We start from the raw sequence: 25,686 nt of genomic DNA, 5'->3' as shown, positions 1-25,686 counted from the left end.
TTATATACCTTGCAAACACGCTGAGGGCATGACATAAGACTCCCATCAGGAGTTAAGCCAATGTCTGCCCTTTCCCGCCCCGAGTTCCACAGTGAAGAAGCGGCCTTCGCCCACTTGGAGAAGATCGTGTGGGCGGACGGTATGGTATGCCCGCACTGCGGCGCGATGGACCGCCTGACCAGCGTGAAGGCCAACCCGGCGAAGCGCATTCGCATCGGCCTTCACCGCTGCGGCCACTGCAAGGGCCAGTTCACGGTCAAGGTTGGCACGGTGTTCGAGCATATGCGCTTGCCGCTGCACAAGGCGATGCAGGCCGTTTATCTCGTCACCAGCAGCAAGAAGGGCATCAGCGCTCACCAGCTGCACCGGACGCTGGAAATCACCTACAAGAGCGCGTGGTTCCTGCTGCACCGCATTCGCGAAGCCATGACCAGCGGCGACATGAGCCCGTTCGGCGCGGACGGCGGCCCGGTCGAAGTGGACGAGACGTTCCTTGGCCACAAGAAGGGCGCCCAAGTTCGTCGCGGTTACGAACACAAGATGAAAGTCGTGGCGCTGGTGGAACGCAACACCGGCCAGACCCGCATGATGGTGGTCGATAAGCTCAACATCGCCACCGTGACCGAGATCGTGCGTAACAACGTTGCCGCCGAAGCGCATTTGATGACGGACGAAGCCCCTCACTACACGAAGGTTGGTCGCGAGTTCGCGAAGCATGACATCGTGCGCCACACCGCTGGTGAGTATGGTCGCGGCGACGTTACCACGAACACGATCGAAGGCAGCTTTTCGATCTTCAAGCGCGGTATGCGCGGCATCTACCAGCATTGCGGCGAGCAGCATTTGCACCGCTATCTGGCCGAGTTCGAGTTCCGCTATAACAACCGCGCGGCGCTTGGCTGCAATGACACTGACCGCTCTGTCGCCGCGCTGGCGGGCATCGTTGGCAAGCGCCTGACTTATGCAGGCCCTGACGGGCGAGCCTAAACCCGCCTTCCAGCTATGGCTGCCGGGGCTCAAGCCCCGGCGAAAGTGCCGATGGCGTCGGAAACGCTAAAATGGCTAATAACTGCCGAAAATTAAGCGATTCACAACGCTTTCTGGGCATGGTATCCTGCCGATTAGGAGGCTCCCACATGCTGAATTTCGGGCCTCGCTGACGTGGCCAAGTCCATTTCGATCACTGTGCACCCGTCGGACCTCGGAGCGGAATATCTCACCGTGGCCGACGCCATGCATCAAGTGTTGGACATGGTTGGCGCGCTTGAAGGAATTGAGGCTGGCGATCAGTCGGAGCGAAAAATTGTGTGGCGCCTGACGGAAGCGCACACGAACTCCCCGCCCTTCACAATAACTGCCGAAGCCTTTCCCCGCGATCCGCAAGTGTCAGTCGCGCTTGAGGCCGACCGGGTGACCAAGCTCTATGCTGTTGCGGTCACCACCCTCCTTGCTGGTGAAAAACCTACTTGGCTGGAAAGTGAGCCAGGCAAACTATTGAAGCGAGCGCTCAAGCGTAACCTCAATGGAGTGGGCCATACCGATGTCGTGATTGAAGGGGGGGCTGCGTTTTCGATCGTGCCTACCAATGCGCGAGCCGGACTAGCTGCCTTAGAGAAGGCCGAAATTGTTGAGGTCGAAGATCGGCGCAGGACGGAGTACGGCTCTGTTGAAGGACAAGTCATCGGGCTGACTAAGTATTACAGCTCGCCCGCGTTGATCTTTCAGGAGCGGCTGTCGGGGGAGCGAGTGCCTTGCGTACTTTCGCCCGAACTTGCGGCGAAAATCGGCCCTGAGCACGCTTGGTCGGAAGCGTGGGAAGGTAAATATCATCGCGTCGGGGGCCAGCTGATTTACGATAGCGATGGCCGCCTCAAGCGTATCAACGCCAGTAGCCACGAAGAGGTCGTGTGGTCTGACGTTCCGATACATGCCCTCAAGGGGATAGACTTGTTGCGCGGCAGAACCGTGCAAGAACACATCGACGCTTTCTGGGGAGAGCGCTTTGGCTGACCCGACGAAGATATATTGGGATAGCTGCGCATGGATCGGCCTAGTAAACGGCGAAGCCGGCCGGAAGAACGCGCTTGAATCCATTTATGGACAGGCGCGGGCGGGCTTGATCCAGATTTGGACCTCCACGGTTTCTATCGTGGAAGCCAATCGGCTAGAGGCGGAGATGGGGATGGGGAAGCCTATTCCGCCCGAAAGCATCAAGGTGCTGGACGACTTGCTATTTCAGCCGTTTGTCCTGTTGGCGCCGGTAGATACAGACATTGCCGTGCGGGCGCGGAAGTTACTTCGTGAAACGCCCAAGCTTAGCAAAAAGCCCGATGCTATCCATTTAGCGACTGCTATCCGGTGGGACGTTCCGATCCTCCACACCTATGATGGAAATGACCTTCTCCACCTTGATGGGAAAATGTCGTGCGATAACGGAGAGACCCTAGCGATCACCTTGCCCAGTGACCCGTTCGCGGGACGGCTCTTTGCCCAAGAACCCGCCTAGTCAACTCGACAAGTTCAAGGAGGCCGCCCGCGAACACGGCGCGGACGAGGACGAGGCGCGCTGGGATGAGCGGTTGAAGAAACTGGCTAAGGGTAAGCCCGCGCCGGAGAAGCCGGGTGCCTGACGAGTTCTTGGCGATGCTCGCGTCGCTTCTGCCGACTAAGGTTCTTTTGGCTATCCTCGCCATTGGCGCGCTTGCGATCGCCATCGTGATTATCAATTACGCCAGCTAGCGTGTTTGCAAAAGATACAATCGCCCTTCCAAAGCACATGATAGACTTGCACGGTTATCGTCCGCTTTCCACCCTAAATTCCGCCATGGCGCGATCGTCGGTCAGCACCTCAAAGCAGTCTGGCCGCAAATCGAGCTTTCTCGACAAATGCGGCCGGTCCGCCATCGACCCCATTGCGGACGTTACGTTTGATCGCCAAACCTTTAGCAATGAGCACAGGCCTCTCCTTTCGCTACCAACATGACGGCGACCCGAACGACGACTTTGGTTGGTTGGCTGTAGAGGTCCAAGGCGAACAGTTTTCAGGCAAGGGCGGCTTCTGGGTCCAATGGCAGGATGTTAGAGAGTTTGGCGAAAAGCTGGCCACTAATCCCATTTTGCAAGGTGCCCCGGTCGAAGCATCTTGGGGATATGAGCCTTGGGAGGGCGACTCAATTGTCGTCAGCGTCTCAGTCGCGCCAGCGGACACGCGAGGGAACTTATGGGTTCAAGTTTGGCTGCGTGACTATACTGAGAACGGCGAAGGGAAGCCGCTGAATTGCGTTCGCACGACCTTCAAAACCAATTATCCCGACCTTGAAAACTTCCGCCAAGGTATCGCGCAATTGATGGACGGTAAGGCTGACGAGGCCAATTTGGTCGGGCAGTAAATGTCCGCTAACCACCCCATATCGGCCACTCCCGGCTGTGCGGGGTGCGCTGCAAGCCGACCGGCAGCTAAATCCCTGTCGCGGCCGATACCGGACCAGCCGCCAACGACCCCTTTTCCGCCGTTCGAGAACGGCTTGCTCGATCCTGACAGGGGACTTAGTCTTATCTAGTGGTGGGCGGCACTTCCGCTGGGGAGGCTGAGGACGGTAGCAATTACGGGGACGTCCGCATGAACGCGATGGTCGGTGAGTTAATCGTTCGTCTTATGATAGGAGGATTTGGCCTCATCTGGTTCGCTTGGCACGCCCATCGGCTCGGCAACCGACTTGCAACTGGACGCGCAAAGGGAGCGTCAGGGTTCTTTTGGCTTCCTGCTGTCTACAACACCGGCTGCATGATCTTCGGTTTTCTATGCGCCGTATACGGCTTTGCGCTGTCAGCTTGATCGGGTCTGAAGGTTCGCAAACGACCCCATTGCGGACGTCCAGCCATGGCCGTAGTCAGCGGGGCCCATGTGGGATTTCATTTGGCACTTACGCGGCTCCGCCCCTCTGGATGGCGTCGGCTCCAATGGGGTCGCGCTTGAGCGCGTTGAGCAGTTGCTTGCCAGGCAAGGGAAAAGCGTAAGCGAACGCGGTTCAGATTATCTCGTTTTCGACGACCCACTTTGGCGCGAGTGGTTCGGCCCAAACTGGCTCGCAATGGTGATTTACGACCGTGGCCGGTTCTGGATCGAACAGGATGTGCGGGGGCGAAGGTTGCGCTACGATCTACGCAGCCTCCACGGCTTGGTTTTCTGCCTGTTTGCTGGCGTCATCGCGTTCTTTTTCGGACTGGGTAACGGCGGCCTTCCTGGGGGGCTTAGATACGCCGCGGGGGCATTCGCTTGGCTTTATGGTATGAACGTGATGCTAGCACTAGTCCGAGTGCCATCGGGAATCCGTAAGGCTGTCAAAAGCGGTTAGTGGAACGTCTGCTTTCCACCCCAATTGCTGACGCTGGATGCGGAAACGGCCTGTCCCAAAGCCGACTAGCAGCTACGCCTATTTCACAACCAAAACCGGACCAGCCGCAAACGATCCCATTGCGGACATTGGACGAGATGGCCAAAAAGCAGGCATGGCTCATGAGACTGGACCCGAGAGATATAGCATCTGCATCGACTCCTCGGTGACTTCGAGGGAGGCGTTGTTCTGCCGTGTCACGGATACCGCCTACCTTGGTTATAGCTCCTTCAGCGGATGGGATGCTTTTGAGGAGATGTTTCACGACCGCCTTGAGTGCAGCAAGATTGAGATCGAGATCGACAACAGGGACTTGTTGGGCCTGCCGGAGCGGGACCGGGATATCTGGCTCGAAGTTCTCGACACTCTCGAAAAAGAGTTCCCTGAGAAGCTACGAGTGGCCCGCTCCATTCGATAAAGCCGATGTCCGGTTCCCACCCTAATCTAGGACACTCGGGATCGTGCTGGCTGCGCTGAAAGCCGACTGGCAGCTACGCCCCTGTCAAAGCTTGAACCGGACGAGCCGCTAACGACCCCATTGCGGACGTTGCCTCGATGGCTAAACCGTAGATGTGGCATCCATGCTCGCTAGATATCGCGCCCACCTGACGCGCTTGGCTTCAACGGAAGGGGCAAGCGCTTTCAAGGGGGCCAGCTTTCCTTGGATGCTACCGATAGTAGCTACAGTGCCGATCTGTTATCTGTTTGACCTGTCAGGCATTGAAACACTTTGGCTTACAGTTCCGTGCGGAGCGGTCAGCGGCATGGGTGTCCTCTACGTGGGTTATGTCCTCATGCGAGAAGGGCCGATTGCGACCTATATAAAGCAACGTCAAGAGCGCGGGAAACGCAACGGCAGCTAACCACCCTAATCTAGGACACTCGGGATCGTGCTGGCTGCGCTGAAAGCCGACTGGAAGCTACGCCCCTGTCAAAGCTTGAACCGGACGAGCCGCTAACGACCCCATTGCAGACATTGGCAACCTCTCCTGTGAGCGGCTCGTCGCGTTTAAATTCTTAGTTGGCTTCCCAGTTCGACGACGCGGTTGGTTGGTAGCTTGAAGAAGTCCATTGCCGATTCCGAGGTCTTCAGCAGCCAGACGAAAAGGTGTTCGCGCCACAGCGCCATCCCGGCCACCTCCTTCGACGCGATCAGCTTTTGACGACCGAGGAAAAAGCTGGTCCGCATGAGATCGAAGGGCACGCCGCAACCCTTGGCGGCGGCGAGGTCGCGTGGAATGTCGATCTCCTCCATGAAGCCATAGTGGAGGATCATGCGATAAAACCCTAGCCCGGCGTCGTGCACCTCAATGCGACGTGTGCGGTCGACGTGCGGTGTCTCCTCGACTTGTATAGTCAAAATGATCACACGCTCGTGGATCACCTGATTGTGCTTGAGATTGTGTAGCAACGCGGCGGGAACGCCTTCTTTTGCAGCCGAGAGGAACACGGCGGTGCCTTTGACTCGATGGGCTGAGGTGCCAGCGGACTGGATAAACACCTCAAGCGGCATCGCATCGTCGGCCAGACGTTCCCGCATCAGGGACCGTCCTTTGGCCCACGTCGTGAGCACGGTGAAGATCGCCCCAGCGACCAGCAGCGGGAACCAGCCGCCGTCGGCGATCTTAGTGGCGTTCGAGAGGAAGAAAGCGACGTCGACCGCTGCAAACAGACCTATAGTCACGGCCGCCACCCAACGGTTCCAGCGCCAGACCTTGACGATCAAGAAGCCAAGCATCGCGGTGGTGATCAGCATCGTACCAACTACCGAGATGCCATAGGCTGAAGCCAGCCGGGTGGATTCGCGGAAGCCCAACACCAGGACAAGGACCATGACCAGGAGTCCCCAATTGACGCTGGGCAGGTAGATCTGCCCGGCGGCGCGCTCACTGGTGTGAAGCGTCTTCAGGCGCGGCAGGAACCCGAGCTGAATCGCTTGGTGAGTGACCGAGAACGCTCCGGAGATCACCGCCTGGCTGGCGATGATGGTGGCCATCGTCGCGATGAGGATCAGGGGAAGCCGGGCCCACTCGGGCGCCATCAGGTAGAACGGGTTTTCAACCGCCGCGGGCGTGCTCAGCAGCAGCGCACCCTGGCCCATGTAGTTGAGCATCAGGCACGGGTACACCAGCCCTAGCCAGCTGATCGAAATCGCCTTGCGGCCGAAATGCCCCATGTCGGCGTAAAGCGTCTCAGCGCCGGTCACCGCTAGAAATACCGAGCCCAGCGCGAGGAAAGCAAGTCTGCTGTCGTAGCGGAAGAACCCGACGGCCCACAGCGGGTTAACGATCCCCAGAATGTCGGGATGCGCAACTATGTTGACGACGCCTAGGACTGCGAGGACCGCGAAATAGATCAGCACGATCGGACCGAAAAGCGCGCCGACCCGCGCGGTGCCGCGCGACTGGATCAGGAACAAACCGATCAGGATAAGGACCGCTATCGGTAGCACCAGTGGAGCGAGCTTGGCCTCAACTATAGTCAGACCCTCAACCGCTGAGAGCACCGAGATCGCCGGTGTCAGCATGGCATCACCGTAAAACAGTGCCGCGGCGAGCACACCGAGCATTGCCAGGGTCGCGGTTCGGCGATGGCCTTCAAGATGCCGCGAGATCAGGGCGAGCAGCGCAAACGAACCGCCTTCGCCCTTGTTGTCGGCACGCATCGCGACAAACACGTACTTGAACGTGACGATAACCATCAACGACCAAAAAATCAGACTGAGCACGCCGAAGATGTGCACTGGATCGACCGCCAGCGGATGCGGCCCGATGAAGCTTTCCTTCATTGCGTAAAGTGGCGAGGTGCCGATGTCCCCGTAAACAACGCCGACCGCGCCTAGGATTAGGACCGGCAAACTGTCCTTGCTCCCGTGGACGCCCGCCGTTGTCTCGCCTGTGATCGACGCAGGTGCAGTGCCTGCTGGATTTGTTGGGCTCATCACAGCGGATGTGGGCGCATTTGGCATAAAGATTCCATGTGGATTCGCGCAAGCGAGGCTTGAGCCTCGCGGGAAAGGCTCGACGGGCGGCGCCGCTCGGCGCACCTTTCGTCCATGACGCCACGTCTCTTCGCCCTCGATGAGCGCCCGCCTTCGCCCGCCCAGCAATTCGCCGGTTTCGCCGCGGCACTGCTGATGGTCTCAACCGCGACCCTAGTCGGACTGCTAATCGCACCCCGCTGGGGAACCGCGCCGGTCGTGCTTCTCTACCTCTCACCGGTTTTGCTTGCCGCTATCTATTGCGGGCTGTGGCCTGCGCTGGCTGCGGCAGTTGCCGCAACGCTGACCTTCAACTTCTATTTCACCGCGCCCTACCGGACCTTGATCGTCCACAGCCCGGCGGACGTCGTCACGGTGGTGATGCTGTTTCTCGTCGCCCTGGTGACCAGCCGCCTAGCCGCCTCGTTGCGAAAGCAAGCGCAGCTTGCTGCCGCTCACGCGGCGCGCAACGCGGCAATTGCCGGATTTGCCCGCCGCCTGCTGGCCTGCTCTGACAAGGCGGACATCGCCGCGGCTACCGTCGGCGAACTATCCCGCCTGTTCCAATGCAACGCAGTGCTCATCGACCATTCCGACGAACCGCAGGTTGTCGTGGCAATCCCGGATACCGCGGCGCTCGGGCCGAGCGACCTCATCGCGGCAGCGCTCTCCCTTCAGACCGGCAAGCCCGCTGGCCGCGGCGTCCGGCGGGACAACCTGGCAGATTGGCAATTCCATCCGATAGTTCCCCGCGATACCGCGATTGCGGCGGTCGGGCTAGCGCGGGACGATGGTGCCTTGCCCGTCGGCGAGGGACAGCTCCAGCTACTTGGTAGCCTGCTTGATCAAATCGCGCTGGCGCTAGAGCGAGCACGGCTGGAGCAAGAGGCGCGGAAAACCACTAGTCTGCGCGAACGCGATTCGATCCGCTCAGCACTGCTGGCATCGATCGGCGAGGACGTTAAGCCGCGGCTCTCTGCGATTGCGACTGCTGCCCGCGCGCTCAGGCGCGCCGGCGAAGGTGACAAAGCAACGTTGTCGACAGTGGCGGCGGAGGTGGCCAAACTCGCTCGCTACATCGACCACCTCGTGGACTTGGAACCGGCAGAAGAGCACCAGCCGCTCATAGTCGGCGGCTTGACGATCGACCTTCGCCGCCGACGCGTGCGGAGAGACGGCGAAGATGTGCATCTAACGCCGAAGGAGTATGCGGTGCTGGCCGAACTGGCGAAGCACGCTGGTAGGGTGCTCACTCATGTGCAGCTCCTGCGCTCTGTGTGGGGGCCTGCTCAGGAGCAACACATCGATTACCTGCGGGTCGCGATAAGTTCGCTTCGGCAAAAGCTCGAAGCTACGCCGGCTCAGCCCGAATTGATCGTCAATGAGCCTGCAATCGGTTACCGCTTAGTCTCAAGGTAATCGGCCGTATCGCGAGCGTCATCGGAACGACGGCTTTCCACCCCAATCTAGGACACTCGGGATCGTGCTGGCTGCGCTGAAAGCCGACTGGCAGCTACGCCCCTGTCAAAGCTTGAACCGGACGAGCCGCTAACGACCCCATTGCGGACATTGGCTGAGCACGGCACCATGTCGGCGATGACAACTTCGGCCACTGCGCAGTTGGAAAGGGCTCTCGAGGCCGTCTATCGCGCGTTTGCGCGGCCTGCGCCCGATGTGATTAAGGGCTGTCCCTGCTGCATCTCAACGCGCGGCGTCGATGTCCTGCTTACAACGCCACTCCGCGAACTGACAGGCCAACAACTATGGCGATACGTCTCGGGAGCATTTCTCACCGTTGGCGGTGGAGATGACTTTCAATACCTGCTTCCACGCATCTTAGACGTCTCGATTAGCGATCCAGGAAATGCGAACGATCCAGAGATAGTCATCGGAAAGCTGCCATTGGCTAACTGGCGTGCGTGGTCTGCGCCTAAGCAGCGTGCGCTCGAAGAGTTTCTTGATGGTTGGTTCGAACGGGCCTTGGCTCGAGATGCAGCTGAAGCTGATGAGGGGTGGATCGGCACGGAAGCCGAAAGCGTGCTTTGCGGAGCAGCGCGAGCCGGGCTACCGCTGCGAGGGTGGCTAATCCGTCTGAACGAGCCGTTTGCGGCCCCCGTCCTCGCCGACCTGAAAGAGCGATTTCCTGGTGATCTATCACCCTTTTGGGAAAACGCACCTGGAGGCTTCGCGGAACTGTCGACTATCCTAACCCAAGGTCGTGCCTAGCGTCCGCTAACCACCCTACTCCCGGACATTAGTGGCGGTGTAGCCCGTGCCGAAAGCCGACTGGCAGCTATACCCCTGTGAAGGCGGAAACCGGACGAGCCGCTAACGACCCCATTGCGGACGTAAGCGATAGCGCGATGCGCGCCGCAAAGTGGACTTTGACGATTTCGCTGTGCGTGGCATCCTGTTCCGTATGCCAAATCTGCGCCACGACTTGCCGAGTGTTCCCAAGCCGGAAACCCTCAACTTTGCCTTTGAGCTTTACGAAGCGGGCTGGGCTTCGCTTGAGATTTCCATCGGCGGGCGGACATTCAGCATTCCGGCGTTTGGTAACACGACCGACGGCCTAGGCGACATTGTGCGGGCCGCATTGCAGGTCGCCACTGGCGAAAGTCGCGTCGGGGTCATCCTCGATGAAGAGCCGAGACGCTGGGGTCTGGCGCTTGAGCCAGCTGGGCTTTCGGACGATAACGAGCGGCTTTCTCGCCTGACTCTTCGGGACGGCGGCACAGCTCTGAGCGCCGAAGGTTGGAGCAACCAGCCCGTTTGGCGATGGACTGAGCAACCAGTGCTTGAAGGCTACGTTACTACCGACACCTTTGCGCGCGCTGCTCAGGTGGTCACGGCTTCTGCACGCGCGCGATACTCAGATGACGATTATCGCCAAAGATGGGGGTTCGTCGGTGGCTTAGAAGGCTTTCCTCTTCGGGCATTGAAAGCGCTGGAGACGGCGCTCACTATACCGGAATACCGGGAGTGAAATGCTGCTATGGACGTGAGCCGTCCGACCGAGGTCGGTCCGCTTCCCACCCTAATCTAGGACACTCGGGATCGTGCTGGCTGCGCTGAAAGCCGACTGGCAGCTACGCCCCTGTCAAAGCTTGAACCGGACGAGCCGCTAACGACCCCATTGCGGACGTTCAGAGCCCCCGCACAATTTCGGCAATTTCTGGATCAGTGAACTCTGCAACCGGGTCATCACTCTTGTCGGGTTGGCGATGAAATTCGCCTGCATCGAACGCTTCAAAAACGCGCCAGAAAAGCTTTGGCCAAGCGGGCGGTGGCGTTTGAAGCTGTTTCTCGATCATCCGCCCATAAAGGTCGTTGACCACGATATCACAGAATTCAAACGAGTATCGCCGCTCGTGATAGCCGCGCGCGAGCAGCGCGGCGAGGCCGTCGTAAAGAACTTCTTCTCTCTCAACGACACCATTAGTCCATCGAGAGATGTCCGCTTCCGATATGTAGCTTTCACTCGCAGAGTAGCGTCCCAGAAGTTCAAACAGAATATCGCAAGCGTCCGTCATCGACTCACGATACGGAACCCCACGTCCGCTTTCCACCCCATCTAGGACACTCGGGATCGTGCTGGCTGCGCTGAAAGCCGACTGGCAGCTACGCCCCTGTCAAAGCTTGAACCGGACGAGCCGCTAACGACCCCATTGCGGAAGTGCAGCGAGCTTCTACCATATGGACGTGGCACGCTTGAAATTCCCGCTTTGCTTGCTGTTTGGCTTCGCGGTTGCCTGTGATAACGGCGCACCGCGACCTCAGAATCCTGCTTTGACTTGCCAGCAAATAAACGAGGATAGTGTAGAAATACCGGTCGATTTAGAAATGCGTCGGGTTCCCGAAGATTTGAAGGCGGTGAGACTGGGGATGGGAATTGTTAGGGGTTGCGGAGAGGAGTATTTACTTCTCGGCAGACCCGACCCTTTGATTTTTGAATCTGCGTTCATTTCGTCCCGCGACCATAAATATAAGCTTATTTACTCTTTACAATTCACCGCAGACATAATGCGGGTTTTCTCGGTAAACGAAAGTGGGGCGGTGACCGAGGCCTCGACTTGGAGGTACGATCCCAGGTTTTTGCGAGCCAATCGGTGACGGGGTTGCTTCACGTTAGCGTGCCTCCCCCACATCACTAGATCGCAGGTGATCCGGCCGCTTCCCACCCCAACTGTAGCCATTCGGGCCTTGGTTCGGAGGCCCCTGAAAGCAGTCACAACGCTTTCTGACAAGAACGACGGGAATTGGGCCGTAAGCGGACTGGCGGCTTCTGGCCCGCTTAGGCGTCAAAGCGGACCCTCCGCTAACGACCCCTTTGCGGACGTTTGTTCTGTTAGGCGGCCTCGCTCCTGGGAGCACGTGTTCCGGCTACGGCCATTGCCCAGAACAGAAGTCCTGCACTTGCGCCGAGGGCTGCTATCTCTCCCACCCAGGTGAGAAGCTCGGCCCAACCCCACCACGTCTTCCAGCCATTATGAACCGTGACATGATTGCCGACGGAAGCTTCATCTGGGTTAAGGATTACCCCAATCAGCAGCCAAGGTAGCGACGCCACAAGCGCCCCGGTCAATCCGCAGTTGATTGCAGTCGACCTCACGCGGTGGCGCAATATCAAAAACGCCGGGACGCCCAAGAAAAACGCCGACGGGTACGCACCAAAGAAAGCGAACAACAATGCGGTGCGCCAAATCCGCTCCGCAAGAATGGGAAGTCCGTCGTAGGCTGGCTGTAATCCTGCAAGAAACAAAGCTGCTATCGCCGGTGTCGCCAAAAATGCTGCGACGACTCTCCACCGAGGAGGGGAAGTGAAACTCTGCATGACCTCACGCTATCTCGAGCGATGTCGGCTTTCCACCCCAATCTTGGACATTCGCGGGTGCGCCCGCCGTTCCGAAAGCCGACCGGCAACAGCACGCCAGCCCGCGCAGCGTCGTTAGTTAGCTATCTTTTTGAGGCTTAAAAGTGAGAGGAGGATATTCCCCTCTATAGGGCTTAATCGATTCGACTCTTTCGATTTTGGAAAAAATTTTCCCCTCCGAATTGAAAACTCTTATCTGCATGACCGCATTGACGTAGTTTAAATCGTTAAACGAGCGCGTCTTTATATTTTTAGTTGCGCTGATAAAATCATTTAATACCCTATCATCAGAGAGCACGTCATACATTCTATTCTCGCAAATCGGATCATACAGTATCCAGCGAAAATAATTGCTAGCGGTTCCTATCACCGCGATTTTGAATGTCCCTGCGGTAACTGATTTTCCGCCTATGCAAACCCTCGGCGCGGGTAACGTGGTGTTTTTGCAAGACACCAAAACCAAGAATGATAGGATGATCGCACCGCGAAAGGTGCCATATTTCCAATCGTCAAACTGTTGCGTGTTCATGCCATGCATGTTCGCAAGCCTAACACTTGAACGCCCGCTTTCCACCCTAATCTAGGACACTCGGGATCGTGCTGGCTGCGCTGAAAGCCGACTGGCAGCTACGCCCCTGTCAAAGCTTGAACCGGACGAGCCGCTAACGACCCCATTGCGGTCGTATCAACCGCATCGTAAATTGGTCGTATGGGTGCTGTCAGTCTAATGCGAACTTGTCTCCGATTGGCGGAGCTATCGCTACGGCAGCGTGACGTCAGGCCATAAGCGATTGCCACTCAGCCAGGGCGGCTGAGCGGCGGGCCTTGTACGTCTCTCGGTCGGCGAGGTGGCGTTCCTGGTTGAAGTGGTTGTGGACGTTGGCGTGGACGCTGGCGAACTTCTGAAGCGACTTCATTTGTCGGAACCTCAGCATCGCTCGCTCCCGTCGTCGGAATGACAGATGGCTGTTCTCGACCCGGTTGTTGGCCCAGCGGCCAACCTCCTGCTTCTCGGCGTTGCCCAGCTTGGTCATCGCCGCTCCGTAGGAGCGCAGGCCGTCGGTGGTGATCGCTTCGGGCGATCCGTAGCGCTTTAGCGCGCGCTTCATGAAGCTGAGTGCCGCGGCCTTGTCCCGCTTCCTGGTCACGAAGCTCTCGAGGATCGCGCCCTCCTGGTCCACCGCTCGCCATAGGAAGACCATCTCGCCGTTGAGGTTGGCTTCGCCGCCCTTCGGGTCACGTACATCTCATCAAGATGCCAACGCCAATGACGGAAGCCTTTCATCCGGCTCACGCGCTGGCGGCGGATGTCGCCAGCGAACAATGGCCCGAATCGGCTCCACCACATCCGTACCGTCTCGTGACATATGTCGATGCCTCGCTCGAACAGTAGATCCTCGACGTTCCGCAAGCTGAGAGGATATTTGACGTACATCATCACCACGAGGCGGATCACCTCGGGCGAAGAGTTGAAGCAGCGAAATGGACTGTCGGGCTTGCGTTTGCGGGGCATGCAGAGCCCTAATTGCCGTTATGCCGACGCCACCAAAATGCTGTTCCCATTTCGCTTTCCGCTCCGACCTCGCCCATTCGTGCTGCAACGCCTAGCCAATAATTATACCAGCGCCGGTTTCCCAAATTACTATAGTGCATAGCCAAGTCCCACGCGCAGCTGCGGTCGCCTTTTTTAACACCTGCTTTATACCAGCGGACGGCTTGTTGCCGATCCGGGGGCGTTAGCCTGTCGTCGAAAAGGGTTCCAAGTTTGCCGTACGCGTAAATCGCTCCTCTTGAGGCCGCTGACTTAAGACTGCGTATCGCACCCTCGATGTCACCCCTCTGTTCGGCAGCGTGGCTTTCCATGATATAGTCGTGGGTTATGAGGTCATGCTCATACTTTCTCCACTCAGCTATCCTATTCATCGGTTGAATTCCGTTTTTTCTCTCGCCTTGTCCTCGGGACACGCTGCGGCTCAGGTGGCGGTGTCGGTCTGGCCGGGGGGCAGTCTAACAGTCTTGCCGGGTGCGGACGACATTCGAAACGAAATGACTGGTTGTGGGCCGTTTGCGGACTCTCCGCTCCCGGCATCACAACCGGGGAAATCAGCCTGTCCGCAAACGACCCCGTAGCGGACATCACACGACCTAAGCTAAACGAGTCGCAGGGGGTGCCATGCTGGTTGAAGTGCTTGATGGCGAAGTCCTGCTTTTTGAGGCCGATTTCCATTTCCTGCCTCGCGTTGGCGAGACGATCTCGAAAGATAGCGGAGGCTACTTCACCTATTACGATGTGGAGGAAGTCTGGCACCGACAGGAAGCATCAGGCGCGTTCAAGGCATGTGTAGGCGTCGTCCTAAACGACTAAGTAAGGGTCAGCTTTTCACCCTAATCTAGGACACTCGGGATCGTGCTGGCTGAAAGCCGACTGGCAGCTACGCCCCTGTCAAAGCTTGAACCGGACGAGCCGCTAACGACCCCATTGCGGACATTGGCACTTCGGCGATTTTGAGTAGATGTGGCAGCAGGCAGCCGGCATGACTCAACTTGTCGCTGGAACGTTCGCACATTAGCCTCCCTACAAGGGGGGGAAGTCATGGAAAAGCTGGAGCGTCGAACACGCATTGCTCGGTTGAAGGTCGCTGCGCCTGAAGCTGTTTATGCCGAGATGAAAGAGTATGCGCTGGCAGTACAAGCCCATCCGTACACAGAGGGCAGTGATGAGCTCGAATTGATGCTTTTACGGCGGGATAATCCGCTGATTAATTTGGCGCTGGCAGGCTTCGCATCGAATTACGAATTGGTGGGAAAACTCTACGGCAAAGGCCGCGAGCTGGCCGATGATCCCCAGCAAGCGGACCAGGCGCGCGGGCTGCGCTTGGCTGTGCTCTCTAACCAGACGGTCGCGGCCAAGGGCTTGCTCAGTCGCTTCCCGGAACGGGTAATTGGGGACGATGAAGTCGCTCGTGTTCTGAAAGAGGGAGACTGGAAGGAAGCCGAGGCGTTGGCCCTCAATCCGACGGTCTCGGATGACGTTCTTAAGGCGATCTACCGTGGCGACAATTTCGTAGCGGGGATCGACGAGACTAGGCGCCGGGAGCTAGTAGTCTGTAGCAGCGGCAACCCGCGGCTCTGGACCAATACTGACAATGATTACGGCCCGGACATGGGTCATTGGGACATCCACAAAGCCATCTTCGAGATGCTCGAGACTGTCCCCACAAGCAATCATTGGGCGGGTTCACTGACGTACCTGCTTCGCCAATTAGATCCTAATCATGTGAAAAGTCCTGACAGCATCGATGACGTGCTCGATCGGTGGACACGCGATGAGACTGGGGAAGTTCGGGACTTGGATGAGGGCGATACGTACACGCACACCGGCCTCACTCAGCGGCAAGAGCTCCGCTGCTTAATCGGAGCTCTCTACGGGCGGTCGTACAAAAAGCCGGTCAAGGTTCACGGCACGGCTGAGGATGACGACGTGGCGAGGCGGTGTGCTTTCTACGGGAACGGTAAACTCGACGTGAAGGATATCGACGCCGGGTATGGGCGGGACAAGGGAGTCTTCGTCTTCGGGGCGATCTTCAACGATGACATGTTGCACAATCGCAAGACGCGCCGGCATTTCGAAGAACACTGCCTGCACTCAGGCGACACCTACCTCTATGAAATGCGCTGCCAGCAACTCGATCGCAAGTGGACCTCATTCGATCCGCGGCCGGCTGCCGAGTGGATGGTCGATGAGGAAAAGGAGAAGGGGAAGGAGCGCTTCGCCACTGAGCGGCAGGTTTCACAGCTCCAAGCGAGCGTGAAGGAGCTGCAAAAGCTCGTGAGCTACGCTCCCTGGTTCTTTGCCGCGCTTGCGGTTCTGATTAGTTGGAAATTGTCATGAGCTGGTTCCGTCGCAAGCCATTGGAAGTACCGGCTCCGCTATGGGATTTCGTAGCTGATTACGACGCTAAGCTAGTGGCTGATTGGTTCGATGAGGAAGCCAAGAAAGCCGAAAGCAGTGAAACCTTCTTGATGCAGGCCATCTTGGCTCTGACCCTCGTCTGTGCGGCTGATTTCCAGCGCAACGTCGGGAAAATCGTGCGCACAGGCTTGCCAACGGCAAATCCAGATGTGATCGCATTCGAGGGCTTGGCTTTCACAGTGTTCGCCGTCCGCCAATTTCACCTACCGCCGGGTGATTACGACGAGCATGATGAGCCTGAGATGCTTGTGGATGCCTACCGGGAGGTCATCGCCAACCTTCGGTGCCTCATCGAAAAGTATACAGGCTGGTCAATCCAGAAGGAATGGAACGCGCGCATCATGCAACACGCGCAATTCCGAGGGATTATAGAGCCGATGGAGCGCTTGAATGGGAAGCTGATGAGTGTCGCAGGGGTCCAGGTACCACCGGTTCTCTACGGTCAACCCAGACTGGACGCCCTCCTCTCGATGGAATTGGTTATGGCGATGCAAGCCTTCACGGTCACATTCCCAGAAGCCACGGCCAAGGCGATCCAGAATATTATCTCAGAGCTCAACTTGCTCGATTAGTCGCAACGTCGGCTTCCCACCCCGTTGCGGACATTCAGGCTATCCGGCGACCGTTGGCCTCTATCCGTTCGACGAGCTTCCGCGCTAGCGGCTGCAACGATGGGTTTGCTTCCGCCAAGAGAGCGGTGGCGCTGAATGGGTCAGGCTGAACGATCCTCCACAGGCGTTCTCCAAGTTCATCCACCAACTGAACCTCATCTTCACGAAGAAAAAAGGCCACGCCTTGGCGGGGGTCATTGTAGATTTCGAGATCATAGATGAGCGTGTCTGACGCCCATTGGGTCCAGTCGCCGTCATAGCGCCCGCTGTCCGCGAGGATGCGACCCGCAAGGTAGAGGTCACGCCGCTCAGGGTGGCTCCAAATGTAATCCGTCATTCGTGAAGAATGGCCGTGATTTTGCGTGGAAGCAATGTCAGCTTTCCACCCCATTGTCGGGCGTTCGCACCGTCGCTTCGCGGCTCTGAGAGCGGACCGGCTGTAAACGACCCCATTGCGGACATTCTCGCTAAGGCAGTGATCTGTGCCGCCATTCGTAGTGCAAGACCGCAATCGCAAAGAGGATGGTGGCGGAAACCACGGTAAGGACCTTCCCCGCAAGATCAGTGCGGAACACGGCGCTGAGCGTGCCTAGAAAAAGCAAAATGAGAAGGGTCCCGTAGAACAGGTGCTTCTGCAAGGAGCTGGTCTGCATACGCCACTGGTGCGCCCGATGCGCAAAGGCGCAATGTCCGCCTTGGTGCTGTCAGTCTAACGCGAACTTGTCTCCGATTGGCGGAGCTATCGCTAGATCGTGCAATCGTCAGCCCATGACCAGTTGCCACTCAGCCAGTGCGGCTGAGCGGCGAGCTTTGTAGGTCTGGCGATCGACGAGGTGGCGTTCCTGGTTGAAGTGGTTGTGGACGTTGGCGTGAACAGAAGCGAACTTCTGCAAGGTCTTCATTCGTCTGAAGCGCAGCATTGCCCGCTCTCGTCGTCGGAACGACAGGTGGCTGTTCTCGACCCGGTTGTTCGCCCAGCGCCCCACCTCCTGCTTATCGGCGTTGCCGAGCTCATTCATCGCAGCGCGGTAGGAACGCAAGCCGTCGGTCGTGATCTTTTCTGGCGATCCGTGGCGCTTCAGCGCCTTCTTCATGAAGGCGAGTGCGGCTTCCTTGTCGCGCGTCTTGGTGATGTAGCTCTCGAGGATCTCGCCTTCCTGGTCGACCGCTCGCCACAGGTAAACCATCTCGCCATTGAGCTTCACGTACATCTCGTCGAGGTGCCAGCGCCAGTGTCTGAAGCCGCGCATCATGCTCACGCGATGCCGGCGGATATCGCCTGCGAACATCGGCCCGAACCGGTTCCACCAGAGCCGGACCGTCTCGTGGCAGATGTCGATGCCGCGCTCGAACAGCAGATCCTCGACGTTGCGCAGCGACAGCGGGAAGCGGACGTACATCATAACCACGAGGCGAATGACCTCGGGCGAGGAGTTGAACCTCAGAAACGGGCTTGGTGGCTTGGCTCTCGACTTGCGCGGCATCCGGCGCCGCTAGCAGCTGCCCCATTGGTCTGACAGAGCCGGATACAAGGATCAGGTCAACCTCTACGCTTACGTCGGCGACGATCCGGTGAACAATGTGGACCCCACCGGCATGGCCGATGTGGCAGCTGATTGCGCAGGCAAGGCAACGTGTAACGTGGATATGCAGCAGCGGGTGAATATCGTTCATCAAGATCACGGCAAGACCGTGGTCGATTCAACGATAGCGGTAACGATGCACTTCTCAAAAACTACTGATTCAAAGGGGAACGCATCATGGGGTGTGTCTTCGTCGGTTTCAAATGTATCAGGCGCCGCATTTTCTAGACCCCAGCTATCGACTATGGAAAATTCTATTAATGCAATGCAAAAGGCGGCAATTGGGAGAGGGTTTGGCGAAACCACGACCCAAATGGTAACGGCTATAGGCGTAGCAGAAACACATTTGGGAACTTATAGTGCTCCCGGAGCTCCTGCTTTTAAGGCTGGGGCAATCAATCCGATGCAGTTGAGCGGTGGACGCGCCAACATGAATTTGGATCACAATGTTCGAGGTGCTATGGACGTGGTTCAATGGGCTGGGAAGCCGAGTGGCTACGATCCGACGAGCACTTATGGAAGGTATAGTGATGGGAGCGCCGCCACGATGGCGAACTGGGGCGCAACTTATGGTTCACTCTCAGAGCTGAGTTCGGTGCCATGGCCTTGAAAACGGATTGGATGCGCTCATCTGCAAAGCTAGCCTTGGCGATCATTGCTATGTTGGCGATAAGCGCCGAAACTATGGGCCAGACGTCGATACCGCCCTGTCCAGCTACCTTCGCCAAGCTATTTTCTGACGAAGTGTTTCGTGCTCACGCTGTGCATATCGCTCAGAAAACGGGCAAACCCCATCCACCGAATGTGAAGAAAGGTAGGGCGCATCTGTACCGCACCGTGATTAGAGAAGGTGCAAAGTTGGGTCCAGATTTTGCCGACCATTACACGATCATTCGGATAGGATGTGGCGCTGCTACCACCTGTCTTGCGATCGCAGACGCGGAAAACGGCAACGTCTATTTTCCGCCCGAACTTACGAGTGTGGAGGCATTGCTGGTCGATACGGGTAAGATGGATATTGATGCCCTAAATTATAGAAGGGACAGCCGCCTTTTGATTGTGGTGGGCTCGCCTAACGAAGAGAGGAGGCAAGCCGGTATCAGTTATTATATCTGGCGATCTAGCAAACTCCGACTTCTTCGCTTTCTCCCCGCTGCCAAGCTATGCGGGTTGCCCGCATCCACGCAATTTTGAAATTGTCATACAGCCAGTATTGGTCCTTGAATTATGCCTAACTTTGCCAGCAAGCGACAGGTGTAGGATATATGGCAAGATAGAAGCTATGGCACCGCTGCTGCCATAACGGCTCTGTCAGACACCAACGGGGCAGCTGCTAGCGGCGCTTGATGCCGCGCAAGGGTGCGGGCGACATTCGAAACGAAATGACTGATTTGGTCCGTAAGCGGACTGGCGGCTTCTGGCCCGCTTAGGCGTCAAAGCGGACCCTCCGCTAACGACCCCAGAGCGGACACCTCAATCAGTTTTTGGGCATCGGGAGCGACGAACAATCTGGCCCCGTCGTTGCGTCCAAACGTTCGTCATCTATCCACGCTCCTAGCCAGACATTTGGGATGGTATGCGGGTTCGCAAACGTAAAACGATCTGCCGACGCTGCATTTATCCGGCTAATATCTTTGACCAAGTCACCAGACGAGCGCGCCAACAATATCTGATGAGCCGAGACGATTTCCCCGTGAATCGCTGTTGAAAGATGGCTGTAACAAACGCCAGTCGCTCCGACGCGGTCTGGATCGGGCTGGCTCGCTGGCTCGCACGACGCCAAGGCCATTACGCCGAGCCCAAACGGGAGCGACTTCAGGTAAATTAAACCGCTCCGCATAGCCAGACTCCCGGTGTGAAATTAGCAAAGCGAATGTCAGCTAACCACCCTAATCTAGGACACTCGGGATCGTGCTGGCTGCGCTGAAAGCCGACTGGCAGCTACGCCCCTGTCAAAGCTTGAACCGGACGAGCCGCTAACGACCCCATTGCGGACATTCGACTGTTAGGTGGCCTCGGTCCTGGGACCACGTGTTCCGGCTGCAGCGATTGCCCAGAAAAAAAGCCCGGCAATAATGCCAATCATTGCGATCTCTCCCACCCAGGCGAGAAGCTGGGCCCAGCCCCACCACGTTTTCCACCCGTCATGGACCGTGACATGACCGCCGACGGATGCTTCATCTGGGTTAGAGATTAGCCCCAGCAGTAGCCAAGGAACAGACGCCACAAGTGCCCCGGTAAATCCGCAGTTAATTGGGGTTGGCCTCACGCGGTGGCGTAAGATCAAGAACGCTGGGACGCCTAAAAACAACGCGGATGGATAAGCGCCAAAGAAAGCGAACAACACTGCAGTGCGCCAGATTCGCTCCCAAAGAATCGGTAGCCCGTCATAGGCAGGTTCCAACCCGGCAAGAAACAAAGCTGCTATCGCCGGTGTCGTAAAAAATGCTGCGACGACTCTCCACCGTGGAGGTGAAATGAAACTCTGCATGACCTAAAGCTATCTCGAGAGTTGTCCGCTTTCCACCCCATTGTCGGGCGTTCGCACCGTCGCTTCGCGGCTCTGAGAGCGGACCGGCTGTAAACGACCCCATTCCAGTCATTCAAAGACCGCGAACAATGTCGGCAATAGCTGGAACAGTGAACTCGGCTATCGGATCATCACTTTTGTCTGGCTGGCGATGGAACTCGCCCGCATCAAAAGCTTCGAACACGCTCCAATAAAGTTCTGGCCAAGGGGGCGATGATGCCAGAAATTGCCTGCTTATCATCGGCTCGTAAAGCTCGTTGACCACCTCATCACAGAACTCGAAGGAGTATCGCCGCTCATGGTAGCCGCGTGCCAGAAGAGCAGCGATGCCGTCAAAGACACCTTCTTCTGCGTCAACTGAACCTTCAGTCCATCGGGAGATGTCCGCTTCCGATATGTTGCACTCATTCTTGGCGTAGCGGCCAAGGAGTTCGAAAAGAATGTCGGACGGATCAGTCATCGATCCACTCTTAAGGATGGGGATGGCGGCTTTCCACCCCAATCTCGGACACTGGCGCATGGGCTGGCCGGTCCGCAAGCCGACAGGCAGCTAGGGCCCTATCACGACCAAAAGCGGATGAGCCGCTCACGACCCCATTGCTGACATTAGGCGCGCGGTAGTTTTGGCAACATGCACGCGTTTCCCCGATTTATTGGCAGCACCCCTTATCTTAATTTCAGAAAGTAATCTAAAGTCAAGGCTATAATAAATATTAAGACTAAAGCTATTTTACCTTTTCGCCAAATTTGATATCCGGGAAGATCCGATGATCGATCCTCCTCATCCTCTATTTTATTTCCCACACATACTCTCCTGAAATTTTCGCTCCTGCACATTAGTAATACTTTTGTTATAACGACCCTCTTTGTCTTCGGGATGATTTCTGTCTCAGTCCTTTTCGCTTTCACGCCGCTCAGCGGAGAAACAGCACTCTAGCAGTCCGGGGCAGGAAGTAGGCGCACCCCAAAAGGCTGAGCGCAGCGGTTGCGAGGAAAGCGTTTGTCACAAGCTCATTGCGAGAGATCGTTGTGCTGAAGGTTGATCCAGCGGTCACGGAACCCGTAAAGATCAGGAGCGACCTTGCACTGCCTAGGTGCGTTTGCTTCCCCGTATCAAGGGTTCCACTAACGTCTGCTTTCCACCCCAATTGCTGACGCTGGATGCGGAAACGGCCTGTCCCAAAGCCGACTAGCAGCTACGCCTATTTCACAACCAAAACCGGACCAGCCGCAAACGATCCCATTGCGGACAGTCCGTGTTTGACTATCGTTCGCCCATGCGACCGGCGCTCCTGCTCCTGTTTTCAGCTTCCATAGTGGGAGGATGCGTCCCCCGCACTGGCGACACGCTGGTCGATGAAGTCGCCGCCCAAGTCGCGCCGTTCCGCCACTGTCTGCGGGTAGGCCAAACGCAGATATTTACCGCCGTCAATGAAATGGGCCCACCGGCCCTACTAACTCCAAAGTTGTTCATGACCCCGAAGGCGCAGTCGGCAGCCGAGAAAGTCGCTGGGCCGTGGCAGACCGCTCGCCACGAAGCCCCACGATTCTTTGGCGTAGGCTCACCTGACAACTGCGCGACGACGGTAAACGCGCCCGTCATCTCCGATGGTTTTGCGTTCCTGACCTATAGTGACCCCGGAGGGGTAATCGGGGCCTTTGCATTTCAGCGGCAGGGTTCTGATTGGAAACTGATAGAGAAGATTCAGCTTGGCTTCTGGTGAGTGGCGATGTCCGCTTCCCACCCTAATTGCTGACGCTGGATGCGGAAACGGCGCGTCCGAATGCCGACTGGCGGCTACGCCTATCTCACAACCAAAACCGGATCAGCCGCTAACGACCCCGTTGCGGACGCTCACTGTTGCACCTTATAGAGGTCGAGAAGGAGCAGGGATATGGCCGGGCCATTCGGTGCTTTGTATCGCCTAGATGCGGCCCTGGATGAGTGGTTGCCCTCAGTCGCCACACGTTACGTTGTCGCAGGGTTCCACCTTACAATCTATTGGGTCCTCATCGGTCTTGCAGCATGGATCGGCCAGCTTTTCTGGCCCAGCTGGTCGGTACCAATCTGGCTTGCGGATAACTGGACCTGGTTGCCCATTCCTGTTGAATTTGCCTACCTAATCTATTCGCTTTGCCGTGGTGTACTTGAGGCTAAGACCTCCGTTCCGCATCCCGACTGAGCCACCGATTTTCCCAGAACCGGCGACCAACGTGCGAGTCCGCTCTCCACCCCATTGTCGGGCGTTCGCACCGTCGCTTCGCGGCTCTGAGAGCGGACCGGCTGTAAACGACCCCATTCCGGTCATTAACCGGTTAAGCTACCTCCGTGGGCGGTGCGCACTTGTGCCCATGTCAGACCTAAGACGCCAATGCAGCCGACAAGTGCGACTACGAGACCAAAGATCATCATCTGGCGATTGGCACGCTGATGTCCATCGGCAACGCGGTAGGAGATGACCCGCGCAGTCATTACGATCACTGCGTCGGGCAGCGCAAAGAGCATCAGTTCTCCCCGCGATGGCGCGCGATGGTGCTGTCAGTCTAACGCGAACTTGTCTCCAATGGACCGAGCTATCGCTAGGGCAGCGTGAGCTTAGCCCATAACCATTTGCCACTCAGCCAGTGCGGCTGAGCGGCGTTGCTTGTAAGTCTGTCTATCGACGAGGTGACGTTCCTGGTTGAAGTGGTTGTGGACGTTGGCATGGACTGAAGCGAACTTCTGCAGCGTCTTCATCCGCCGGAACCTAAGCATGGCGCGCTCTCGTCGTCGGAACGACAGGTGGCTATTCTCGACCCGGTTGTTGCCCCAGCGTCCGACCTCCTGTTTATCGGCGTTGCCGAGGTCGTTCATCGCTGCGCGGTATGAACGCAGACCGTCGGTGGTAATCTTTTCCGGCGATCCGTGGCGCTTGAGCGCCTTCTTCATGAAGCGGAGTGCCGCTTCCTTGTCGCGGGTCTTCGTGATGTAGCTCTCGAGAATCTCGCCTTCCTGGTCGACCGCTCGCCACAGGTAGACCATCTCGCCGTTGAGCTTCACGTACATCTCGTCGAGGTGCCAGCGCCACTGCCGGAAGCCGCGCATCCGGCTCACACGCTGCCGGCGAATATCGCCGGCGAACAACGGCCCGAAACGGTTCCACCAGTGCCGCACCGTCTCATGGCAGATGTCGATCCCTCGCTCGACGAGCAGATCCTCGACGTTGCGCAGCGACAGCGGGAAGCGGACGTACATCATCACCACGAGGCGGATGACCTCAGGCGAGGAGTTGAACCGCAAAAACGGGCTCGGCGGCTTGGCTCTGGACTTGCGCGGCATCGGCCGCCGCTAGCAGCTGCCCCGTTGGGCTGACAGCCCCGGTGGTTTGGCAGAGCCCCGTTAGACTTCACTTACGGGTGAGGGCAGCGGCCCAAGATAGCGTGCGCGTGGCCGTACTAACCCTGCAGAGAAGTATTGCTCCATTGCGTTCGCAATCCAGCCAACCGACCTGCCCAACACGAAAAATGAGATTTGCTGGGCACCACGCAAGCCCAGCTTCCTACCCACAAGTGCGGCTAAAATATTGAGTCCAGGGCGACGTCCCGTGAGATCTTCAATCTCAGATGCAGCTGCCTGGAACGCGAGAAATTCGGCATCGCCTGCGAACTGTCGTTCAAGGACGGGTAGCAGCGCCGTCGCCCGTGGATCGATTGCTCCATACATGGGGGACCCGAAGCCGCTGAAGGTGTCACCATTTCTGAACCTACGACCGACTGCGAGGTGTGGGTCGGCCGATGTTAGGAGGTCATCAAGCAGGAGTGCCATCGGTTCCGCCCGTGACATGGGTAAACGATGACCGCGGAAAGCGACCATCCCGGCAATCAACGCGCCGTAAGGGGTGACGCCTGCGTTTGCAGCCGATCTTACGGCGTAGCTGGAAGGGTCGAATTCGTGGGCTGCACTCAGGATCATAATCCTTCTGACGACGTCGCCGAGTTGCGGATGTCCGAGCCGCGCCGTGACGTACTCGTGAAAAGGCGAATCAGCCGGGCGATCCGCGCCCACGAGGATCGCCGCAAGCCACTTCAAGGCGTCGCCTGCCGACCGCCTGAACCCATCCTGAGAAAAATCATGCGCCCTCGGATTGACGCTCTCGATCAATGTTAACAGACAAAGTACTTGGTCGAGTGCACCAAGCGAGCCGAGTGCCTTTCGCACAGTTTCATATTCTGCTGGACGGCGGGGCGAGGATCTGCCGAAGATTTCTTCCTTATCGCCCTGCCACAGTTGGGCTGCGACATCTTCGAGAGTGGCAGTTTCAGCAAGTTCGATCGCGCTCACGCCGCGATAATATGGACCATCCGCTCCGATGAAGGTTATAGCGGTACCGTCGGCGACAAGATGACCGAGGTCGCCATCCGCGTCGCGGCGCCCAACCGCTGAGATTCTATGATCTCCATAGGTTGACGAATGGGAGCGTGCAGCCGCCAGATGCTCGATATCCGACCGCCAATAGGTTCGGTTGCGCTGCCCAGGTATGCTTAACGAGCGGATCTTACCACGGCTCACGTAAGCGTAAAGCGATTGCGGTTTGATTCCAAGCATTTGTGCGGCTTCCGCCGCGGAAACATATAGTCGATCGCTCATTCGAAACTCCACGATCATTGATTTTTTCAATCAAGATTGACCGAAGCTTTTTGTCAAGGGCACAATCGAGACGCTCAGGCAAACCCGAGTCAATGAATCAATGTTGGACGGCCTC

24 protein-coding genes and 1 pseudogene are annotated in these 25,686 nt (G+C 57.6%); 16 read left to right on the top strand and 9 right to left on the bottom strand.

The genetic code is table 11. The features are described 5' to 3' along the window. Positions 1-60: 60 nt before the first annotated feature. The 6 genes from ACOYW6_RS12885 to ACOYW6_RS12860 all read left to right on the top strand — a co-directional run bounded on the left by ACOYW6_RS12885 (position 61) and on the right by ACOYW6_RS12860 (position 4,812). The gene (locus tag ACOYW6_RS12885; RefSeq protein WP_423141705.1) at positions 61-987 is read left to right on the top strand and encodes an IS1595 family transposase; all 927 of its coding nucleotides are present in this window, start codon (positions 61-63) and stop codon (positions 985-987) included. Positions 988-1,161: 174 nt separating this feature from the next. Next, the gene (locus ACOYW6_RS12880; RefSeq protein ID WP_423141704.1) at positions 1,162-2,010 is read left to right on the top strand and encodes a hypothetical protein; all 849 of its coding nucleotides are present in this window, start codon (positions 1,162-1,164) and stop codon (positions 2,008-2,010) included. Next, a complete protein-coding gene (locus ACOYW6_RS12875; protein WP_423141703.1) occupies positions 2,003-2,506 on the top strand; it encodes a type II toxin-antitoxin system VapC family toxin in 504 nt (167 codons plus the stop codon). Before ACOYW6_RS12880 ends, ACOYW6_RS12875 begins: the two co-directional genes overlap by 8 nt. A gap of 442 nt (positions 2,507-2,948) precedes the next feature. Then, entirely contained in the window at positions 2,949-3,389 is a 441-nt protein-coding gene (locus tag ACOYW6_RS12870) for a hypothetical protein (protein ID WP_423141702.1), read from the top strand. Between the two features lie 513 nt (positions 3,390-3,902). Continuing rightward, positions 3,903-4,355, top strand: coding sequence for a hypothetical protein (locus tag ACOYW6_RS12865; RefSeq protein WP_423141701.1), 453 nt, complete (start codon positions 3,903-3,905; stop codon positions 4,353-4,355). A 154-nt stretch (positions 4,356-4,509) separates the two neighbouring features. Beyond that, a complete protein-coding gene (locus ACOYW6_RS12860) occupies positions 4,510-4,812 on the top strand; it encodes a hypothetical protein (RefSeq protein WP_423141700.1) in 303 nt (100 codons plus the stop codon). A gap of 591 nt (positions 4,813-5,403) precedes the next feature. Here the strand turns inward: ACOYW6_RS12860 and ACOYW6_RS12855 are convergent. Beyond that, the gene (locus tag ACOYW6_RS12855) at positions 5,404-7,335 is read right to left on the bottom strand and encodes a potassium transporter Kup (RefSeq protein ID WP_423141699.1); all 1,932 of its coding nucleotides are present in this window, start codon (positions 7,333-7,335) and stop codon (positions 5,404-5,406) included. A 114-nt stretch (positions 7,336-7,449) separates the two neighbouring features. On the opposite strand from ACOYW6_RS12855, the gene ACOYW6_RS12850 reads away from it, so the two are divergent. The 3 genes from ACOYW6_RS12850 (at position 7,450) to ACOYW6_RS12840 (ending at position 10,360) form a co-directional block, all read left to right on the top strand. After that, entirely contained in the window at positions 7,450-8,793 is a 1,344-nt protein-coding gene (locus ACOYW6_RS12850; RefSeq protein ID WP_423141698.1) for a DUF4118 domain-containing protein, read from the top strand. Between the two features lie 150 nt (positions 8,794-8,943). Next, positions 8,944-9,600 carry a hypothetical protein gene (locus ACOYW6_RS12845; RefSeq protein ID WP_423141697.1) on the top strand — a complete coding sequence of 219 codons (657 nt, stop codon included), beginning with the start codon at positions 8,944-8,946 and terminating at the stop codon, positions 9,598-9,600. Positions 9,601-9,751: 151 nt separating this feature from the next. Continuing rightward, on the top strand, positions 9,752-10,360 hold the full coding sequence (locus ACOYW6_RS12840; RefSeq protein WP_423141696.1) for a hypothetical protein: 609 nt from the start codon (positions 9,752-9,754) through the stop codon (positions 10,358-10,360). Between the two features lie 160 nt (positions 10,361-10,520). Here the strand turns inward: ACOYW6_RS12840 and ACOYW6_RS12835 are convergent, their stop codons facing one another. The 3 genes and pseudogenes from ACOYW6_RS12835 to ACOYW6_RS12825 all read right to left on the bottom strand — a co-directional run bounded on the left by ACOYW6_RS12835 (position 10,521) and on the right by ACOYW6_RS12825 (position 13,760). Continuing rightward, the gene (locus ACOYW6_RS12835) at positions 10,521-10,907 is read right to left on the bottom strand and encodes a hypothetical protein (protein ID WP_423141695.1); all 387 of its coding nucleotides are present in this window, start codon (positions 10,905-10,907) and stop codon (positions 10,521-10,523) included. A 1,419-nt stretch (positions 10,908-12,326) separates the two neighbouring features. Further along, positions 12,327-12,776, bottom strand: coding sequence for a hypothetical protein (locus ACOYW6_RS12830; protein ID WP_423141694.1), 450 nt, complete (start codon positions 12,774-12,776; stop codon positions 12,327-12,329). Between the two features lie 247 nt (positions 12,777-13,023). Next, a pseudogene (locus ACOYW6_RS12825) lies at positions 13,024-13,760 on the bottom strand (IS6 family transposase). A 660-nt stretch (positions 13,761-14,420) separates the two neighbouring features. Here ACOYW6_RS12825 and ACOYW6_RS12820 point away from each other — a divergent pair. From ACOYW6_RS12820 to ACOYW6_RS12810, 3 genes are all read left to right on the top strand, one after another. Then, entirely contained in the window at positions 14,421-14,612 is a 192-nt protein-coding gene (locus ACOYW6_RS12820) for a hypothetical protein (RefSeq protein ID WP_423141693.1), read from the top strand. 228 nt (positions 14,613-14,840) lie between these two features. Then, on the top strand, positions 14,841-16,139 hold the full coding sequence (locus ACOYW6_RS12815) for a hypothetical protein (protein ID WP_423141692.1): 1,299 nt from the start codon (positions 14,841-14,843) through the stop codon (positions 16,137-16,139). Beyond that, positions 16,136-16,792: a hypothetical protein gene (locus tag ACOYW6_RS12810; RefSeq protein WP_423141691.1), complete on the top strand. Its 657-nt coding sequence runs from the start codon at positions 16,136-16,138 to the stop codon at positions 16,790-16,792. Before ACOYW6_RS12815 ends, ACOYW6_RS12810 begins: the two co-directional genes overlap by 4 nt. 34 nt (positions 16,793-16,826) lie before the next feature. On the opposite strand, the gene ACOYW6_RS12805 is transcribed toward ACOYW6_RS12810, so the two are convergent. Both ACOYW6_RS12805 and ACOYW6_RS12800 read right to left on the bottom strand, forming a co-directional pair. Next, positions 16,827-17,168 (bottom strand): hypothetical protein, encoded by a 342-nt coding sequence (locus ACOYW6_RS12805; protein WP_423141690.1) that lies wholly within the window; start codon positions 17,166-17,168, stop codon positions 16,827-16,829. A gap of 424 nt (positions 17,169-17,592) precedes the next feature. Beyond that, complete coding sequence (locus tag ACOYW6_RS12800) at positions 17,593-18,315, bottom strand: IS6 family transposase (RefSeq protein WP_423141689.1); 723 nt, start codon at positions 18,313-18,315, stop codon at positions 17,593-17,595. 157 nt (positions 18,316-18,472) lie between these two features. Here ACOYW6_RS12800 and ACOYW6_RS12795 point away from each other — a divergent pair, with 157 nt between their 5' ends. Continuing rightward, positions 18,473-19,024 carry a hypothetical protein gene (locus ACOYW6_RS12795; protein ID WP_423141688.1) on the top strand — a complete coding sequence of 184 codons (552 nt, stop codon included), beginning with the start codon at positions 18,473-18,475 and terminating at the stop codon, positions 19,022-19,024. After that, positions 19,015-19,608 carry a hypothetical protein gene (locus ACOYW6_RS12790; RefSeq protein WP_423141687.1) on the top strand — a complete coding sequence of 198 codons (594 nt, stop codon included), beginning with the start codon at positions 19,015-19,017 and terminating at the stop codon, positions 19,606-19,608. Before ACOYW6_RS12795 ends, ACOYW6_RS12790 begins: the two co-directional genes overlap by 10 nt. Before the next feature lie 1,409 nt (positions 19,609-21,017). On the opposite strand, the gene ACOYW6_RS12785 is transcribed toward ACOYW6_RS12790, so the two are convergent. Continuing rightward, positions 21,018-21,404: a hypothetical protein gene (locus ACOYW6_RS12785; protein ID WP_423141686.1), complete on the bottom strand. Its 387-nt coding sequence runs from the start codon at positions 21,402-21,404 to the stop codon at positions 21,018-21,020. A gap of 796 nt (positions 21,405-22,200) precedes the next feature. On the opposite strand from ACOYW6_RS12785, the gene ACOYW6_RS12780 reads away from it, so the two are divergent. Both ACOYW6_RS12780 and ACOYW6_RS12775 read left to right on the top strand, forming a co-directional pair. Continuing rightward, complete coding sequence (locus ACOYW6_RS12780; protein WP_423141685.1) at positions 22,201-22,668, top strand: hypothetical protein; 468 nt, start codon at positions 22,201-22,203, stop codon at positions 22,666-22,668. A 171-nt stretch (positions 22,669-22,839) separates the two neighbouring features. After that, positions 22,840-23,127: a hypothetical protein gene (locus ACOYW6_RS12775; RefSeq protein WP_423141684.1), complete on the top strand. Its 288-nt coding sequence runs from the start codon at positions 22,840-22,842 to the stop codon at positions 23,125-23,127. A 413-nt stretch (positions 23,128-23,540) separates the two neighbouring features. On the opposite strand, the gene ACOYW6_RS12770 is transcribed toward ACOYW6_RS12775, so the two are convergent. Together ACOYW6_RS12770 and ACOYW6_RS12765 are read right to left on the bottom strand one after the other, a co-directional pair. After that, positions 23,541-24,263, bottom strand: a complete 723-nt coding sequence (locus ACOYW6_RS12770; RefSeq protein WP_423141683.1) for an IS6 family transposase — start codon at positions 24,261-24,263, stop codon at positions 23,541-23,543. Between the two features lie 60 nt (positions 24,264-24,323). Next, complete coding sequence (locus tag ACOYW6_RS12765) at positions 24,324-25,571, bottom strand: citrate synthase (RefSeq protein WP_423141682.1); 1,248 nt, start codon at positions 25,569-25,571, stop codon at positions 24,324-24,326. Between the last annotated feature and the right edge of the window lie 115 nt (positions 25,572-25,686).

The sequence above is a fragment of the Parablastomonas sp. CN1-191 genome, assembly GCF_049354825.1.
Taxonomy (GTDB): domain Bacteria; phylum Pseudomonadota; class Alphaproteobacteria; order Sphingomonadales; family Sphingomonadaceae; genus Novosphingobium.
Note: the sequence above shows the minus strand (reverse complement) of the source record. Positions and strands in the feature narration are given on the sequence as shown.